The 16,950-nt window shown below is 73.3% G+C and carries 18 protein-coding genes; 8 read left to right on the forward strand and 10 right to left on the reverse strand.

Annotated features, from left to right (window positions below; all coding sequences use genetic code 11):
• From JFN87_RS04490 to JFN87_RS04505, 4 genes are all read right to left on the reverse strand, one after another.
• On the reverse strand, nt 1–852 hold an 852-nt coding region (locus tag JFN87_RS04490), incomplete at its 3' end, for a M56 family metallopeptidase (RefSeq protein ID WP_209338547.1).
• Nucleotides 849–1,238: a BlaI/MecI/CopY family transcriptional regulator gene (locus JFN87_RS04495; protein ID WP_245178738.1), complete on the reverse strand. Its 390-nt coding sequence runs from the start codon at nt 1,236–1,238 to the stop codon at nt 849–851. The genes JFN87_RS04490 and JFN87_RS04495, both read right to left, overlap by 4 nt.
• 181 nt (nt 1,239–1,419) lie before the next feature.
• The gene (locus tag JFN87_RS04500) at nt 1,420–1,641 is read right to left on the reverse strand and encodes a DUF4287 domain-containing protein (protein WP_245178739.1); all 222 of its coding nucleotides are present in this window, start codon (nt 1,639–1,641) and stop codon (nt 1,420–1,422) included.
• 62 nt (nt 1,642–1,703) lie between these two features.
• The gene (locus JFN87_RS04505; protein WP_209338550.1) at nt 1,704–2,978 is read right to left on the reverse strand and encodes an SAM-dependent methyltransferase; all 1,275 of its coding nucleotides are present in this window, start codon (nt 2,976–2,978) and stop codon (nt 1,704–1,706) included.
• Between the two features lie 192 nt (nt 2,979–3,170).
• Between JFN87_RS04505 and JFN87_RS04510 the strand changes: the two genes are divergently transcribed.
• Entirely contained in the window at nt 3,171–4,058 is an 888-nt protein-coding gene (locus tag JFN87_RS04510; RefSeq protein WP_209338551.1) for a chitosanase, read from the forward strand.
• A 66-nt stretch (nt 4,059–4,124) separates the two neighbouring features.
• Here JFN87_RS04510 and JFN87_RS04515 read toward each other — a convergent pair whose 3' ends face one another.
• The gene (locus JFN87_RS04515) at nt 4,125–4,568 is read right to left on the reverse strand and encodes a hypothetical protein (protein WP_209338552.1); all 444 of its coding nucleotides are present in this window, start codon (nt 4,566–4,568) and stop codon (nt 4,125–4,127) included.
• Between the two features lie 241 nt (nt 4,569–4,809).
• Between JFN87_RS04515 and JFN87_RS04520 the strand changes: the two genes are divergently transcribed.
• The 7 genes from JFN87_RS04520 to JFN87_RS04545 all read left to right on the forward strand — a co-directional run bounded on the left by JFN87_RS04520 (nt 4,810) and on the right by JFN87_RS04545 (nt 8,496).
• Nucleotides 4,810–4,995, forward strand: a complete 186-nt coding sequence (locus JFN87_RS04520) for an antitoxin (RefSeq protein ID WP_209338553.1) — start codon at nt 4,810–4,812, stop codon at nt 4,993–4,995.
• 190 nt (nt 4,996–5,185) lie between these two features.
• The gene (locus JFN87_RS04525) at nt 5,186–5,608 is read left to right on the forward strand and encodes a PPOX class F420-dependent oxidoreductase (protein ID WP_209338554.1); all 423 of its coding nucleotides are present in this window, start codon (nt 5,186–5,188) and stop codon (nt 5,606–5,608) included.
• A gap of 154 nt (nt 5,609–5,762) precedes the next feature.
• Entirely contained in the window at nt 5,763–6,104 is a 342-nt protein-coding gene (locus JFN87_RS04530) for a hypothetical protein (RefSeq protein ID WP_209338555.1), read from the forward strand.
• Nucleotides 6,105–6,383: 279 nt separating this feature from the next.
• Nucleotides 6,384–6,473: a tryptorubin family RiPP precursor gene (locus tag JFN87_RS33460; protein WP_245178740.1), complete on the forward strand. Its 90-nt coding sequence runs from the start codon at nt 6,384–6,386 to the stop codon at nt 6,471–6,473.
• A gap of 80 nt (nt 6,474–6,553) precedes the next feature.
• Entirely contained in the window at nt 6,554–7,603 is a 1,050-nt protein-coding gene (locus JFN87_RS04535) for a cytochrome P450 (protein WP_209338556.1), read from the forward strand.
• Nucleotides 7,604–7,640: 37 nt separating this feature from the next.
• Nucleotides 7,641–8,003, forward strand: a complete 363-nt coding sequence (locus tag JFN87_RS04540) for a DUF7736 domain-containing protein (RefSeq protein WP_209338557.1) — start codon at nt 7,641–7,643, stop codon at nt 8,001–8,003.
• A gap of 166 nt (nt 8,004–8,169) precedes the next feature.
• Nucleotides 8,170–8,496 (forward strand): tetratricopeptide repeat protein, encoded by a 327-nt coding sequence (locus tag JFN87_RS04545; protein ID WP_209338610.1) that lies wholly within the window; start codon nt 8,170–8,172, stop codon nt 8,494–8,496.
• Here the strand turns inward: JFN87_RS04545 and ligD are convergent.
• The 5 genes from ligD to JFN87_RS33465 form a co-directional block, all read right to left on the reverse strand.
• The gene (ligD, locus tag JFN87_RS04550; protein WP_209338558.1) at nt 8,485–9,405 is read right to left on the reverse strand and encodes a non-homologous end-joining DNA ligase; all 921 of its coding nucleotides are present in this window, start codon (nt 9,403–9,405) and stop codon (nt 8,485–8,487) included. The genes JFN87_RS04545 and ligD overlap by 12 nt on opposite strands.
• An 82-nt stretch (nt 9,406–9,487) precedes the next feature.
• Nucleotides 9,488–11,869 carry a phosphoketolase family protein gene (locus tag JFN87_RS04555; RefSeq protein ID WP_209338559.1) on the reverse strand — a complete coding sequence of 794 codons (2,382 nt, stop codon included), beginning with the start codon at nt 11,867–11,869 and terminating at the stop codon, nt 9,488–9,490.
• Nucleotides 11,870–11,935: 66 nt separating this feature from the next.
• Nucleotides 11,936–13,333: an NADP-dependent succinic semialdehyde dehydrogenase gene (locus JFN87_RS04560; protein ID WP_209338560.1), complete on the reverse strand. Its 1,398-nt coding sequence runs from the start codon at nt 13,331–13,333 to the stop codon at nt 11,936–11,938.
• Nucleotides 13,334–13,548: 215 nt separating this feature from the next.
• On the reverse strand, nt 13,549–15,393 hold the full coding sequence (locus JFN87_RS04565) for a transketolase (protein WP_245178741.1): 1,845 nt from the start codon (nt 15,391–15,393) through the stop codon (nt 13,549–13,551).
• Between the two features lies 1 nt (nt 15,394).
• Nucleotides 15,395–16,717 (reverse strand): NAD(P)/FAD-dependent oxidoreductase, encoded by a 1,323-nt coding sequence (locus JFN87_RS33465; protein ID WP_307865300.1) that lies wholly within the window; start codon nt 16,715–16,717, stop codon nt 15,395–15,397.
• Nucleotides 16,718–16,950: the final 233 nt, after the last annotated feature.

Below are 16,950 nucleotides of genomic sequence, written 5' to 3' on the forward strand. Positions count from 1 at the left end.
CCCCTCCCCCCGCTGCCCCCGCCCTCCCCGTCCGCCCCCACCCGCCCCGCCCCCCTCCCCTGCTATCACAGGCAGAAGAAAGCTCACGAGGTACATCGGAGACAAGAGTACAGACGTGTGCTGTTCGGACGCGGCGGCGTGCGCGGCGAGTGCCGCGCGCCCGATGGCGCGGGCGATCAGCCGCCGGTCGCCCGTGGCCCGCGCCGCGGTCTCGTCGGCGGCGCGCTCGACGGCGAGCGAGATGTCGCCGCGCAGGGGACGCAGCCCGGGGTGGCAGTGCGCGGACAGCTCGGCCGCCGCGAGGAAGAGGTGGTGGCGGCCGGCGAGGTGCGCGCGTTCGTGGGCCACGAGCGCGGCGCGCTCGTCGGCGTCCAGGCACCTGAGCATGCCCTCGGTGACCACGACACGGCCGCGGCCGCCTTGCCCCGGGAGGGCGTACGCGTCGATCCGCTCGTCGGCCACGACGGTCATGCCGTCCGCCGTCCTCGCGCCGTCGGCCTCGGCGTGCGCGGCCCGCACCGAGCGGCCCTGCCGCACGGCCGAGCGCAGGGCCGTGCGGGCACACAGCGCGAGCCCGGCCGCGGCGGCCGCGGCGAGCGGGAGGAGGACCTCGGCCGGTCCTGTGGCCATCGGCCGGATCAGCTCGCCGAGGCGGGCCACGACCGGCAGCCGCAGCGCGCCGGCGATGACGAGCCCGGCGAGCGAGGCGACGGTGCTCGCCGCGAGGCCGACGGTCGCCGCCGTCAGCGCCCACAGTGCCGCGCCCGGCTCGACGCGCGCGGCGAGCCCGCGGGCGAGCGGCGGCGCCGCGAAGGGCAGCAGGAGCGGGACGAGGAGGAGCAGGAGGATCACTCGGGGTCCTTCCCGCCGGGCAGGTCCGACTCGAGCAGTTCCCTCAGCACCTTCTCGTCCTCGGGCTCCAGCTGGGAGACGAACCGGGCGAGGACGGCCTCGCGGTCGGCGTCCTTGTCCAGCTCGCGGTGCATGCGGCGGGCGGCGAGGCCCTGCCGGTCCTGGGCGGCGGAGTAGGCGTACCCGCGGCCGGCGCGCTCCCTGACGACCGCGCCCTTCTCGTGCAGGCGGGCGAGCAGGGTGGCGACCGTGGTCCGCGCGAGCGGCATCGGCAGGCCGGCCTGCACCTGCCGGGCGACGAGCGGCGTGCCCGCGGCCCAGAGCACGGTGAGGACAGCCGTCTCCAGCTCGCCCGTCGGCCGCCGCTCCGCACTCGTTCCTGACAAGGGGTCCCCCTTCGCTCTGCTGTCTACATTGCTGTAGTCGGCAGGTGTGCCGCAACTCCCGGGGACCCCGTGACGCGCCCCCGCCACGGCCATTATTCGCCCGAACGGGCCAAGGGGCGCCGCGGGGCCGGGGACCGCGGCCCGGCGGCCCCGCGGCAGGGGGCGGTGGCCGCCGGCTGGGTCACATCGTCGTGTCCTCGGCCCGGGTGTGCGCCACGAGCGCGTTCGCGTGCCCGTGCCCGAGGCCGTGCTCGGTCTTGAGCCACGCGACGAGCTCCATGTGCCGCGTCAGCGGCGAGGCGCGGATGAGCTCCTTCCACTCGGCCACCGGGCGGCCGTACGCGCGCTCGATGGAGGGGAAGTAGCTCGCGGGTCCCTTGGCGCTCTCAGCCGTGTTCGGCATGTTCGGTGCTCCTGTCCGTCCTGCGGTCATGTCGGGAGAGGAGACCCGCGCCGCGCGGGAAACTAATCGTGGCGTGCGGCGACTATCTGGTCCACGCCCATCCTGTGGTCCTCGAACGCCAGGCCGCTGCCGACGAGGTAGAGCCGCCACACACGCGCCATCTCCTCGCCCACCAGGCCGGCCACCTGGCCCCAGCGCTCCTCCAGCGTCCTGTGCCACGCGGCGATGGTGCGCACGTAGTGCTCGCGGAGCGACTCGACGCCCGTGACCTCGAGCCCCGCGCCCTCCAGCAGCGTCACGGTCTCGCCCAGCGGCCGCATGTGCATGTCGGGGGCGATGAACGACTCGATGAACGCGCCGCCGCCGGGGGCGATGCGGCCGCGCGACATCTGCTGGACCATGACCCGGCCGCCCGGGCGCACCTTCCCGTGCAGGATGCCCGCGAAGGCCGGGTACGCGTCGTCGCCGACATGCTCGCCCATCTCGACGGTGGCGACGGCGTCGTAGTGCCCGTCCGCGATGTCGCGGTAGTCGGACAGCCGCACCTCGACGCGGTCGTCGAGGCCGCGCTCCGCGACGCGCGCGCGTACGAACTCGGCCTGGCGGGCGGCGAGCGTGACGGCGGTCACCCGCGCGCCGTGGTGCTCGGCGGCGTGCAGCGTGAGCGAACCCCAGCCGCAGCCGATGTCGAGCAGCCGGTCGCCGGGGCGCAGGCCCAGTTTGCGGCAGATCAGATCGAGCTTGTCGCGCTGGGCGTCGGCGGCGCCGTAGCCGGGACGGTCGTCGAGCCAGTAGCCGCTCGAGTACGCCATGGTCTCGTCGAGCACCAGCTCGTAGAAGGCGTTGGAGAGGTCGTAGTGGTGGCTGATCGCGGCGCGGTCGCGTGCCTTGCTGTGCAGGGCGCCGCGCAGCACCGCCTGGCTCCTCGGCGCCTTGGGCCGCGGGCCGAGCGCCCCGAGCCCCGCCACCGTCGCCAGGGCGCGCGCGAGGTCGCCGGCGCCCGGGCGTATGCCGCCCGCCCGTGCGGCGTCCCGCCGTACGGCCCGCAGCGCCTCCCCGAGATCGCCCTCCACGTCGAGTTCCCCCGTGACGTAGGCCTGGGCGAGGCCTAGTTCGCCGGGGCTCCACAGCAGCCGCCGCAGCGCGCGGCGCGAACGGAGCACGACCACGGGCGCTCCCGCGGGCCCCGCCGTACTGCCGTCCCAGGCGCGCAGCCGCACCGGCAGCACTCCTCCGCACGCCTGCTCCACCACGGGCAGGAGCCGAGCGGCCGCCCCGGTGGGCCGTGCCGCCCGTGTCACTCGTGTGCGGGGGTTCCCCAGCCGTTCTTCCACCATCGCGGGTCGCTGCCTCCTTCGTCGGTGCCGGCCGTCGTGCGCGCCGGTCTTCCCGTCCTTCGGAGCGGTGACCACCGAGGATTGCCCGGAGAGCGTGCACAGGGCAGGCATCCGAACGGGCGAATCCCAACTCGCCCGCCCCGCAGGGGTGTACGTGTCCCTGCCAACTCTGATAGGAAAGCTTCCTAACAGATGCCCCCACCCCCCACGGAGGCCCCAGTGCACCCCCACAAGAGCACGCTCCGCCTCGTCCCGGCCGCGCTCCTCGGCCTGGCGCTCGCCGCCGTGCCGACGGCCGCGGGCGCGCAGACCGTGCCGCCCGCCGCGCACGCGGCCGGTACGGCCACGAGCGCCAGGCCCGCCGCGGCGACGGGACTCGACGATCCGGCGAAGAAGGAGATCGCGATGGAGCTCGTCTCCAGCGCGGAGAACTCCTCGCTGGACTGGAAGGCCCAGTACAAGTACATCGAGGACATCGGCGACGGCCGCGGCTACACGGCCGGAATCATCGGCTTCTGCTCGGGCACCGGCGACATGCTGCAGGTCGTGCGCCTGTACACCGACCGGGAGCCGGGCAACCCGCTCGCCCGCTTCCTCCCCGCACTGGAGGCCGTCGACGGCACCGACTCGCACGACGGCCTCGGCACGGCGTTCACCTCCGCCTGGCAGCAGGCCGCGTCCGACCCGGTGTTCCGGTCCGCGCAGAACGACGAGCGCGACCGGGTGTACTTCGACCCCGCGGTCGCCCAGGCGAAGCAGGACGGCCTCGGCACGCTCGGCCAGTTCATCTACTACGACGCGATCGTGATGCACGGCCCGGGCGACGACGGCACCAGCTTCGGCGGCATCCGCGCGCGTGCGCTGTCGCACGCCGAGCCGCCGTCCAGGGGCGGCGACGAGACCGCGTACCTGAACGCGTTCCTGGACGCGCGGGTCTGGGCCATGAAGCAGGAGGCGGCCCACGAGGACACCAGCCGGGTGGACACCGAGCAGCGCGTCTTCCTCCAGCAGGGCAACCTCGACCTCGATCCGCCGCTCGACTGGAAGGTCTACGGCGACAGTTACCACATCGGCGGCTGACCGGTGCCCGGGGTGCGGCAGCCACTCGGCGGCCTCACCCCGGGCCCGCGGCCTCACGCCGCGGCCTCACGCCGCGGCGGCGAAGGCTGTGCGCGCGTGCCTGCCGTTGACGAGGAGCACCACCCCGAGCAGCAGCACCCCGCAGACGCCCTGATCGATCTTCATCCACAGCGGGAAGGTCCCCGGAAGGGCGATGATCACGGCGATCGCCACGACCATGACCGCCGAGACGGCCCGCAGCCTGCGGTAGGCGCCGCGGTCGCCGCGCGCCGCACGCACGGCGCACAGCAAGGTCACCACGGCGCTGGCCACCACGACGCAGCCCCTGACCCACACGGCGTCGTTCACCGCGGCGCTGTCGTCGCGCAGCAGCGCGATGGCCGCCAGCGTGGCGACGCTCACCGCGAGGTAGCACCCCGTCAGCAGTTTCGCGCGGCGGAACGCGGCCGCGGCGCGCGACGCGGATACGCCGCCGGCGGTCGTGCGGGTGTCCGGACTCCCGGTGTCCATGACGGTCCTTCCCTCTGGAGACTCGGCTCCGTCCCATCGTCCCGGCGGCGTCGCGCCACAACCTCGGCCCCGTGGACGAGAACGGCCGCTCGCGCCGTGCGGGGCGTCTTGGGGCCTTCCCGTAAGGGCGCACGCGCGCGAACCCTGAGGACAGGGCGGGGGCCCGGGTGTTTGCGTGCGGGAAGGGGCGGTTAGGCGACTTGGTGCAAGGCAGCACATGCACCACTGCCGGGAGGTAGACATGAGCAAGCTGGGTGACATGGCGAACAAGGCCAAGGCGATGGCGAAGGGCCACCCCGACCAGGCCGACAAGGGCGTGGACCGCGCCGAGAAACTCGTCGACGAGCGCACGGACAACCGCTACGACTCCCAGACGGACAAGGCGGCGGAAGCGGTGCGCCGCTCGTACGAGGACGGTCAGCACTGACCCCGTGACCACGCACCCCGCAGGGCAGGGGGCCGGCACCCCGTTCCCGGGTCCGGCCCCCGTGCCGTGCGTCGCGCACGGCGGGGCGCCGCCCGTTCGTACGATCCCGGGTGGGTCCCGCCGCCCCCGTCCCGCTCCCCGGGTACGGGCCACGACGGCGGGGCCGGGAACACGAGACAAGGAGAAGACCGTGTCGAATCCACCGCTTCCCGAGGACGCAGTCGCCATGCTGCGCAAGGCGAACCCGGCCGTCGTCACCACGCTGAGGTCCGACGGCCAGCCCGTGTCGACCGCCACCTGGTACCTGTGGGAGGACGACGGCCGCGTCCTGCTCAACATGGACGAGGGCCGCGTGCGCCTGCGCCACCTGCGCGACGATCCGCGGGTCACCCTCACCGTGCTGGACGAGGGGAACTGGTACACGCACGTCAGCGTCATCGGGCGCGTCGGCGAGATGCGCGACGACGCCGGCCTGACCGACATCGACCGGCTGTCGCGCCACTACGGGGGCAACGACTACCCGAACCGGGAACGCGCCAGGGTCAGCGCCTGGATCGACGTCGAACGCTGGCACGGCTGGGGCGCCCTCAAGGACAGCGGCCAGTCCGGCTGACGCGAGGAAAGACAGCCGGACGGCCGGACGAAGGGCTCCCGCGGGCGCGATGCCCGCGGGAGCCCTTCCCGCGCTCCGGCGCGCGGGTGACCTGGTCAGTGCGGCCCCGAGGTGTCGGCACGCCCACCGCCTCCCGCTGCGGGAGGATCCGGCCATGCCTGCTTCGTCCCGTACCTCCCGTTCCGCCACCCTCACTCTCGCCGTCGCCATCGCGCTCGCCGGCGCCATGTTCGCTCTCTTCACCGCCTTCGGCGGAGGCGACGGCACCACCGACTCGAAACCGCCCCGTCCGCACGTCTCTCCCGCGGCGGTCACCTCTCCTCCCCCCGCTGCCCCCACGCCCACGCCTTCGGCCACGGCCGGCTGCGACATCTTCGACGCCGAATGCCAGGCGGAGGAGCACCCGTCGGCAGGCACGCACGACAGGCGGCTGCCCGACCCGCCGCGCGGAACCGCCGCGACCGGTGGCGGCGGCGTGTTCGACGGGACGGAGTGACCGGCGCCCTCCGCGTAAAATCTCCGGCCGGGCCCGGGCCTCTCGTGAAGCCGGCGGTTATCCACCGTCGACAGCGCGCCGCGTGCTACATCAGGCGCAAGCTCCCATCTCGGGCCGCGTTCTTTCCGGTTGGCGAACGTCAACGCCTCCGAAACACCTCGTGCGGGAATTTGGAAGTGACACGGGCCACTTGACTGCCTTGACGCCCCGTCATTCACTTTTGCGACGGTCGGCGGCCTGGCGCCAGGCCGCCGGCCGGAGCCCAGCACATCCCGTCACTTGGAGGTCGTCATGAAGTTCGTTCGCCTCATGAAGAAGGTCAGGAGCGAGAAGAGCCTCAAGGCCTACGCGTGGTACGGCTGGATCTGATCGGCCCGTTCACGCAGAGGGAGGGTGACGGGGCGCCGGGCGCGTCCCGTCACCCGCCGTTCGCCCCCGGAGGTTGCTCCATGCCCGAACGACCGGCCACCGCACGCGCGGGGCGGCCCGTGCGCTTCGCACCGCGGATCGACGCGCTGCTCGCACGCCACACCGGCGCCGACCTCTTCAGGCTGGAACCCGACACGGTCGGTGTCGCCGGCGCGGACCTGATGGACGCGCTGCTGCGCAGCAGGCCGGCGAACGCCGAGGAGCGGCCGACGTTCAAGCCCGTTCGGTCGAGGTCCGTCAGCCGCACCGACGCCTCCACCTACATGCAGGCCGTGTCCTCGGACGTGCGCAGGGCGCTGCAGCGCCCCCTCGAGGACGCCGTCGACCTGACCGGCCCGTGGCCCCAGGTACCGCACGCCTACCTGCGCGACCTGGTCTTCGGCCGGGAGCGCCTGCGCTTTCGCGTACTGGTCGACCGCAGGCTGGAACTCACCCCGAAGCTCACCTGGTCGGCCGTCACCTCGGGCGCCGCGCTGCTGCGGGCGCCCGGGCGCGAGGCGCCGCTGTCGAAGCTCGCGTCGCTCGTACTCGACTCCGCGACGTACCAGGACCGCCGTTACGCGATGTACCTGTACCGGCGGGTCGCGGCGCCCGTGTGCTTCACGGTCGCGGCCCTCGTCACCAACGCGCTGTGGCTCGGCGCGCCGTTCGGCGACTCCACGCCGAACCGGCACATCGTCCACGAGGCCCTGCGCCTGCTGCCCGTGTCGTGGAACATCCTGCGGATGGCGTCGCCCGGGTTCACCGCGGTGGACCGGCGGATCGGCCCGTGCGACGACGTGCTGCTGCTCCCGTTGCTGAGCCACCGCGACCCGAAGCTGTGGGACGAGCCCGACGCGTTCCTGCCCGAGCGGTGGGACGGGCTCGACCCGGACACCCACCCCGGCTACCTGCCGTTCGGCCACACCAACGAGCGGTGCTGGGGCCGCCACATGGTGATGCCCCTGGCGGAGCGGCTGCTCGACCTGGTGCGGCGCGACGGCCTGACGGTGAGCCAGGGTCAGACGGTGGGCCGGGTCGAGCTCGACGGCCTGATGGAGGTGGCCGAGGTCCGCGTGGTGCGCGGCTGACCCCACAAGGCGCCGGGGACGGTGCAGGATGGCATGCATGAGCGAAACGCGCAGCGTGCCCCTGGCGGACATCCTCGGCGTCACGGCGCCCGGCCGGCTCCCCCGGGGCCGCGAGGGCGGCCGTACCGCTCTGCTCCACTGGATGACCGGCACCCGTCTCGAGCCCTGGCAGCGCCAGCGCGCCGTCGACCAGTGCGCTCCCGAGCTGCTGCGCCAGCACCCGGCCCTGTGCGACCTGGCCCCGCCGCCCGCGGCGAGCGACGCCCGGCTGTCCGCGTGGCTCGGCGCGGCGGAACGGGAGATCGGCTCCACGCTTCCCGTGGCGCCGCTCGCGCACTGGGCGGGCCACGATCCGGCGCTCGCCCACGCCGGGCGCGCGGCCGCCGGCCCCACCGGCTGAGGCCGTGGGCTGCCCCCACACATAGCTGTGGAATATTCAACTACCTGCTCAGGTTGTCACGGCTGTCAGTCAGCAGCCGGCCCGTGAGGAGGGTCCTGTGGGAGAGCACAACGTTTCGGCGTACTACGAGTACGGCACGCCGGCCGAGCGGTGGGACCGCGCGCGGATGTTCTTCGACGCCAAGGAGTACGTGAGCGCCGCGCGGATCCTCGGCGGCCTCGTCGCCGAGGAGCCGGGGCAGGTCGCCCCGCGCCTGCTGCTGGCCCGCGCCTACTACCACTCGGCGCGCCTGCGCAAGGCCGAGGACGAGCTGCGCGCCGTGCTGGAGCTCGACCCCGTCGAGGCCTACGCCCGCCTGATGCTCGGCAGGACGCTCGAGCGCCAGGGCAAGGCCGAGGAGGCGGCCACCCAGCTGCGGATCGCCGCCGCGTTCAGCGGCGAGCCGTACGCGGAGAGCGGCCCTGGCGGCCGTGTGACCGTCTCATCGCAGTGACCTGAGACGGCGCCTCGCGGGGCCGAGCCCCCTGCCCCTGGCCGGCATGTCCGACCAGGGGTCCGTCCTTGCCTGGTCGAGGACCGTGCCGACGCTCCAGCGCCTGGCGTGCAGGCCGGGGTCGTCGAGCTGGTCCCAGCTGATGGGCGTCGCGACGGGTGCGCCGTCCTTGGCGCGCACCGAGTAGGGCGCGACCGACGTCTGGGCGTACGCGTTGCGCTGGATGTCCAGGTAGAGGCGCCCGCCACGCGCCTGCGTGCGCACCTCGGTCGTGAGGTGGCCGGGATCGCGGGCGGCCAGCGCCGCGGCCACCTCGCCCGCGAACTCACGCACCTCGTCGAATCCCGCCCTGCGGTCCAGGGGGACGATCACGTGCAGGCCGCGCGATCCCGTGGTCATCAGCGCGCCGGGCAGTTCGATCTCGCCCAGCAGCTCGCCGAGCAGCCGGGCGGCCGACCGCACCTGCTCGAAGTCGTCGCCCGCCGGGTCGAGGTCGAAGACGAGGCGGTCCGGGTTGTCCGGCCGGTCCGCGCGCGCCTGCCAGCGGTGGAAGGTCAGGCAGGCCTGGTCGGCCAGGTAGAGCAGGGTGGCCGTGTCGTCGCACACGGCATGGATGACCGTGCCGCCCTGCTTCTCCAGCTCGGCTCGGCGGATCCAATCGGGGTACGACTCCGGCGTGTTCTTCTGCATGAAGCGCGGCCCCGCGAGGCCGTCGGGGTGGCGCTCCAGCATGAGCGGCCTGCCCCTCAGCTCGGGCACGATGTACGGGGCCAGGTCGTGGTAGTGCGCGACCAGGCCGGCCTTGGTCAGCTCGCGGTCCGGGAAGAGGACCTTGTCCGGCCGGTGCACCTCGATCGTCCTGCGCCCCGCCCGCACCGTCCGTGTGCCGCCGTTCGCGCTGCCGCTCATCGCCGCGCGCACCTCCCTGCCGATGTCATCGTCCGCGTCCTGTCCTGACCCGTGCCGTCCTGCCGTGCGCCGGCGCCGGCCGTCAGCCCTGCCACGTCCACTCCGCGACCTCGGGCAGGTCCGTGCCGTGCTCGCGGATCCACGCGTGGTGGCGTGCGCGCGCGTCGTCCATGGCCTGACGCACCGCGACCGCACGCACGCCGAGTCCTGGCACCCGGTCGATCACGTCCATGACGAGCCGGTACCTGTCCAGATCGTTCTTGACCACCATGTCGAAGGGCGTGGTGGTGGTGCCCTCCTCCTTGTACCCGCGCACGTGCAGGTTCGTGTGGCCCGCGCGCCGGTACGCGAGCCGGTGGATCAGCCACGGGTAGCCGTGGTAGGCGAAGATCACCGGCTTGTCCCGGGTGAACAGCGCGTCGTACTCGGACTCCCGCATGCCGTGCGGGTGTTCCTCGTGCGGGAGCAGACGTGCCATGTCGACGACGTTGACCACGCGCAGGGCGAGCTCTGGGAGGTGGCGCCGCAGCAGGTCGGCCGCCGCGAGCGTCTCCTGCGTCGGCACGTCGCCGGCGCAGGCGAGTACGACGTCGGGCTCCCGCGTGCCGTCCTCCGTGCCGGCCCAGCCCCACACGCCGAGGCCCCTGGTGCAGTGCGCGATCGCCTCGTCCATCGTGAGCCAGTCGAACGTGGGCTGCTTGCCCGCGACGATCACGTTGACGTAGTCGCGGCTGCGCAGCGCGTGGTCGGCCACCGAGAGCAGCGTGTTGGTGTCGGGCGGCAGGTAGACGCGCACCACCTCGGGGCTCTTGTTGAGCACGTGGTCGACGAAGCCCGGGTCCTGGTGCGAGAAGCCGTTGTGGTCCTGGCGCCACACGTGCGAGGTGAGCAGGTAGTTGAGGGAGGCGATGGGGCGGCGCCATGGCAGCCTGCGCGAGGTGCGCAGCCACTTGATGTGCTGGTTGACCATCGAGTCCACGATGTGCGCGAACGCCTCGTAGCTGGAGAACAGGCCGTGGCGGCCCGTCAGGAGGTAGCCCTCCAGCCAGCCCTGGCAGACGTGCTCGGAGAGGATCTCCATCACGCGGCCGCCGCGTGCCAGGTGCTCGTCGGTGGGGAGCGTGAGCGCGTCCCAGGCCTTGTCCGTGGCCTCGTAGAGCGCGCCGAGGCGGTTGGACGCGGTCTCGTCGGGCCCGACGACGCGGAAGTCGCGGCGCTCGGCGGTCGCCGCCATCACGTCCTCGAGCAGCGCGCCGAGGATCTTGGTGGGCTCGTGCAGCACGGTGCCCGGGCGTTCGACGGGGACGGCGTGTTCCGTCAGCGGCGGAAGCGGCAGTTCGCGCAGCATGAGCCCGCCGTTCGCGTACGGTGTGGCGCCCAGCCTGCGGGTTCCCTCCGGCACGAAGCGCAGCAGTTCGGGCCGCGGTGCGCCGCTCTCGTCGAACAGCTCGTCGGGACGGTACGAGCGGAGCCAGGCCTCCAGCTGGCGCAGGTGTCCTGGGTTGGTGCGCACACCGCTCAGCGGGACCTGGTGGGCGCGCCAGGTCCCCTCGACGGGCTGCCCGTCGACCTCGCGCGGTCCCGTCCAGCCCTTCGGTGTGCGCAGCACGATGACGGGCCACCGCGGGCGCTGGGTGGCGCCGTCCTCGCGGGCGGCGCGCTGGACGGCGCCAATGGTGTCGAGCGCCTCGTCCATCGCCGCCGCCATGGCGCGGTGCACGGCGAGCGGCTCGTCGCCGGTGACGTGGATGGGCTCGTGGCCGTATCCGCGCAGCAGTGCGTCGAGTTCGTCCTCGGGCAGCCGGGCGAGGACCGCGGGGTTGGCGATCTTGTACCCGTTGAGGTGCAGGATCGGCAGGACGGCGCCGTCGTGGGCCGGGTCGAGGAACTTGTTCGCGTGCCAGGAGGCGGCCAGGGGGCCCGTCTCCGCCTCGCCGTCCCCGATCACGCACGCGACCAGGAGTTCCGGGTTGTCGAGCGCCGCGCCGTAGGCGTGGGCGAGCGAGTAGCCGAGCTCGCCGCCCTCGTGGATGGAGCCGGGTGTCTCGGGCGCGACGTGGCTGGGCACCCCGCCGGGGAAGGAGAACTGCTTGAACAGCCGTTCCATGCCGGCGCGGTCGCGGCCGACGTCCGGGTAGGTCTCCCCGTACGTGCCCTCGATCCAGGAGTTGGCGAGGACGGCGGGCCCGCCGTGTCCCGGCCCCCACACGCACAGCGCGTCGAGGTCGCGGTCCTTGATCACCCGGTTCAGGTGGGTGTGGACGAGGTTGAGCCCCGGGGAGGTCCCCCAGTGCCCGAGCAGCCTCGGCTTGATGTGCTCGGCGGCGAGCGGTTCGCGCAGCAGGGGGTTGGCCATCAGGTAGATCTGGCCCACCGCGAGGTAGTTGGCGGCGCGCCAGTGCGCGTCGAGCGCCGCCAGGTCGGCGTCGGTGAGCCGCTCCGCGGGGGTCTTCGCCTGGTGCATGTGGTTCTCCCTGCTCGTTTCCCTGGGCGGTGGCACCCGGTGCCGGGGCGGCGGGCGGCGCGGCGGTCAGTCCTGGGCGCCGTGCCACACGGTGGTGATGTTGCAGAACTCCCTGATGCCGTGACCCGCGAGCTCGCGCCCGTAGCCGGAGCGCTTGACGCCGCCGAACGGGAACGCGGGGTGCGACGCGGTCATGCCGTTGATGTACACGCCGCCCGCCTCCAGGTCGCGGACGAACCGCTCGATGTCGTCCTCGTCGCGCGTCCACACGTTGGAGCTGAGGCCGAACGGTGTGTCGTTGGCGACGGCCACGGCCTCGTCGAGGCTCGCGACCCGGTAGAGCGTGGCGACGGGCCCGAACGTCTCCTCCCGGTGGACGCGCATCTCCGGGGTGATGCCGGCGAGCACCGTCGGCTCGTAGAACCAGCCCGCGCCCGCGCCGTCGGGCCGCCCGCCTCCGCACAGGACCTGCGCGCCGCGGCTGACGGCGTCGTCTACGAGCTCCTCCAGGTCGCTGCGGCCCTGCTCGCTGGAGAGCGGGCCTACGTCGGTGTCCTCGTCCATCGGGTCGCCGACGGTCAACGCGCGCATGGCGGAGGTGAACCGCTCGGTGAAGGCGTCGTACACGTCGGTGTGCACGATGAACCGCTTGGCCGCGATGCACGACTGCCCGGTGTTCTGCACCCGGGCGGTGACGGCGGTCTTCGCGGCGTTCACGATGTCGGCGGAGTCCATCACGACGAACGGGTCGCTGCCGCCGAGTTCCAGCACCGTCTTCTTGACCTCGTCGCCGGCGATCGACGCGACGGAGCGGCCGGCCGGCTCGCTGCCGGTGAGGGTCGCGGCGGCGACGCGCGGGTCGCGCAGGACGGACTCGATGGCGCCGGAACCGATCAGCAGGGTCTGGAAGCAGCCCTCGGGGAAGCCCGCCCTGCGGAAGAGGTCCTCCAGGTAGAGGGCCGTCTGCGGGACGTTGGACGAGTGCTTGAGCAGCCCGACGTTCCCGGCCATCAGGGCCGGGGCGGCGAACCGCACCACCTGCCAGAGGGGGAAGTTCCACGGCATCACGGCGAGCACCACGCCGAGCGGACGGAACACGACGCGCGCGGAGGAGGCGCCGGAGTCCTTCACGTCCGCCTCCGAGGGGTGCTCGTCGGCGAGCAGCTCCCCGGCGTGCTCGGCGTACCAGCGCATCGCCTTGGCGCACTTGGCCGCCTCGGCGCGCGCCTGCGCGACCGGCTTGCCCATCTCGGTGGTGATGGTGCGGCCGATGTCCGGGGCGTCCTGATCGAGGAGGTCGGCGGCGCGGCCGAGGAGGCGGGCGCGCTCCTCGAACGACGTGGTGCGGTAGGCCCTGGACGTGTCGTACGCCGTGGCGAGCCTGCGCTCGATCTCCTCCGGTCCCAGCGGGTCGAACGTCTTGAGCGTCTCCCCCGTGGCGGGGTTCACCGTCGCGATCGGCATGACCGGTTCCTCCTGGAGTGGTTTGGTTACGAGCCTGGTGCGGTGCTTGGGGCGGCGCAACACGGACTCCGCCGCCCACCGGTGGTGCCGGGGGCGGCGGAGCGGGGGCTCACTGCCGAACCCTCCCGGGAGGGGCTCGCCGACGCACCCGCAGGGGACGGGTAACCAATCGGGAGGGTTCATGCACGGTTCCACGGCGCGCGGCGCCGCCGCGGTCAGCGGATGATCTTCTCGGTGAGCAGCCGCACGCCGGCCGCGATCGACTCGGCGTCGATGCCGGCGGCGCGGCGCTGCTCCTCGCCGGTTCCTGAGCCGGGCATGTTGGTGACGGCCAGCCTGACCAGGCGGCGCGGCGCGGGCCTGGCGTCGCCGAACGCCTCGGCCACCGCGTCGCCGAGGCCGCCCTGCGGGTGGTGGTCCTCGACCGTGATCAGGCACTCCGTGTCCTCGGCGGCGGCCATCAGCGCCTGCTCGTCGACGGGCTTGAGGCTGTACATGTCGATGACGCGCACGGGGATGCCGTCCCTCGCCAGGGCGTCGGCCGCGGTCAGGCACTCGTGCACGGTGACGCCGGTGCCGAGCAGGGTGACGTGGTCGGCGTCCGACCGGCGCAGCACCTTGCTGCCCCCTACGGGGAACTCCTCTGCGGGCCCGTAGATCACCGGGGTGCCGCTGCGCATCGTGCGCAGGTAGCGCACGCCCTCCAGTTCGTGCATGGCGGCGACCAGGCGGGCGGCCTGGTTCGCGTCGCACGGCTGGAGCACGGTCGAGCCGTGGATCGCGCGGAACATCGCGATGTCCTCGACGCCCATCTGGGAGGGGCCGTCCTCGCCGATGGACACGCCCGCGTGGGAGCCGACGATGTTCAGCGAGGCGCGGCTGACGGCGGCCATGCGCAGGAAGTCGTGGGCGCGCGTGAGGAACGCCGCGAAGGAGGCCGCGTACGGGACCCGCCCGACGGCCTGCATGCCGACCGCGGCCGCCACCATCTGCTGCTCCGCGATGTAGCACTCGAAGTACCTGTCGGGGTGCTCCTTGGCGAAGTACTCCGCGCGCGTGGAGTCGCCGACCTCGCCGTCGAGCACGACGACGTCCTCGTAGGCGTGGCCGAGCGCGGTCAGCGCCTCGCCGAACGCGTCGCGGGTGGGCACGGTGTCGCCGAGCTCGTACCGCGGCAGCCGCAGCTCGCGTTGGCGGGGCGCGGCCTCCCCCGCCGGCTCGGCGGGCCGCTGCACGTCCACCCGGATCGAGCGCCTGCCGCCGAGTTCCTCCACGGCGGCCTCGGCGTCCTTGACGGGCTTGCCGTGCATGCCCTCGCGGTCCTCGACGGCGCGCACACCGCGGCCCTTGCGGGTGCCGGCGATGATCGCGGTGGGGCGCCCCGCGGTCGACTCGGCCTCGCTCATGGCCCGCTCGACGGCGTCGATGTCGTGGCCGTCGATCTCGATGGTGTGCCAGTCGAAGGCGCGCAGCCGCCTGCCGTAGGCGGCCAGGTCGCGCTGGTGTCGCGTGGGACCGCGCTGCCCGAGCCGGTTGACGTCGATGATCAGGGTGAGCGCGTCGAGGTGCTGGTCGCCGGCGTGCTCGGCGGCCTCCCACACCGATCCCTCGGCCATCTCGCTGTCGCCCGACAGCACCCACACCCGGTGCGGCGTGTGTTCGAGGCGCTGGTTGGCGAGCGCCATGCCGACGCCGACCGGCAGCCCCTGGCCGAGGGAGCCGGTGGCCACGTCCACCCACGGCAGGCGGGGCGTGGGGTGGCCCTCGAGACGGCTGCCGAGGGTGCGGTAGGTGAGGAACTCCTCCTCGTCGACGGCGCCCGCGGCCAGGTACATCGAGTACAGCAGGGGCGACGCGTGCCCCTTGGAGAAGATCAGCCGGTCGTTTCCGGGGTGGCCGGGGTCGCCGAAGTCGTAGCGGAGGTGGCCCGCGAGCAGCACGGCCATCAGGTCGGCCGCCGACATGGAGGATGTCGGGTGGCCGGAGCCCGCGCGGTCGGCCACGCGTACCGAGTCGACCCTCAGCTGCTGTGCGAGTTCTGCCATTTCACGGGTGTCCATGTCACTCCTTCGCTTTCGCTGCGATGGCCCTGCCGATTTCGGGTGCCGCCGACTCGAGCGGCACCGCGCCCGAACGCACCAGGCCGAGCTGCACGGTCTGACGCGGCATCGCGGCGTCGAGGAGCCAGTCCGCGGCCACGCGTACGCGGTTGGCGGGCATCGCGGCCAGGTGGTAGGCGCGGGTGACGGCCCCCGCGAGTGGCCCGGCGAGCGGTACGCCGAACGGGTTGGCGGCGGCCTGGGCGCCGCCGAGGTCCACCACGAACCCGAGGTCGTCGTGGCGGTAGTGCCTGCGCTCCCCGTACCCGAGGGACGCGGCGACATTGCGGGCCGCCGCCTTGCCCTGGCGCGAGGCGTGCTGGGCGGTCATCGGGGTGTACTCGCCCGGCTTCGTCAGGTCGGGCACGGCCGCGGCGTCGCCGCACGCGAACACCTCGGGCCTGCCCGGTACGTTGAGCATCGCGTCGACCACGAGCCTGCCGCGTTCCACGGGCAGGCCGACGGCGGAGACGAGCGGGTCGGGCCGCACGCCCACGCACCACACGAGGGTGTGCGTGTCGACGCGCTCGCCGTTGTCGAGCGTGACGCCGCGCGCCGTCGCCTCGCTGACGGACGTGCCGGGCATGACCTCGACGCCCCGCTGCCTCAGCACCCGGTCGGCGGTGTCCGACAGGCGCCGGTCCAGCTCGGGCAGCACCCGGGGGGCCACGTCGAGCAGCAGCCAGCGCGAGGGCCCGCAGCGCCGCCAGTGGCGCTGCCGGCGCACGATCCCGTCGGCGAACACCTTGCCCTGCGCGGCGACCTCGGTGCCGGTGTACCCGGCGCCGACGACCACGAAGGTGGACCTGGCGGCGCACTCGGCAGGGTCGTCGGCCGCCGCGGCGAGCTCGATCTGCCGGGTCACGTGATCGCGCAGGTAGAGCGCCTCGGGCAGGCCACGGAACCCGTGGGCGTGCTCGGCGACTCCCGGCACGGGCAGCAGCTTGTTGACGCTGCCCACGCTGAGGACGAGCCGGTCGTAGGCGATCCGGCCCCGGTTGCCCTCCGGGTCGGTGTAACCGACCCGTCCGGCGTCCAGGTCGACCTCGTCGGCCTCCCCGAGCACGAGCCGCACGTGCGGCAGGGTGTCCGGCAGGGACACGGCGACCCGTCTGGCCTCCAGGACGCCCACCGCCACCTGCGGCAGCAGGGGCAGGTAGAGGAAGTAGTCGGTCGGGTTCAGCAGGACGATCTCCGCCCGGCCCCGCAAACGCTGGGACAGGGCGCGGGCGGTCTGGTATCCGGCGAATCCCGCTCCGACGATGACGATGCGCTTCTGGCTCACGCTCGACTCCGGTCGATGGCTTCGATGGCTTCTCGCGTCGATGGCTTTTCTCGTCCGCGGACGAGAACACCGCGTGCCCCTGGTGGGCCGTGGCAAACACGCCGCGCCCGCCACCTGGGGTTTGAGCGGCGCGGAGTTTGGTGGCAGCGTTGTATGTGGGCCGTCCGAGGCCGGCGTGGATAGCGCGGGCCGCGCCGGGTAGCCGGGGTCGAACGCAATCGGACTCGACGAGG

The organism is Streptomyces montanisoli, from assembly GCF_017813245.1.
GTDB lineage: Bacteria > Actinomycetota > Actinomycetes > Streptomycetales > Streptomycetaceae > Streptomyces > Streptomyces montanisoli.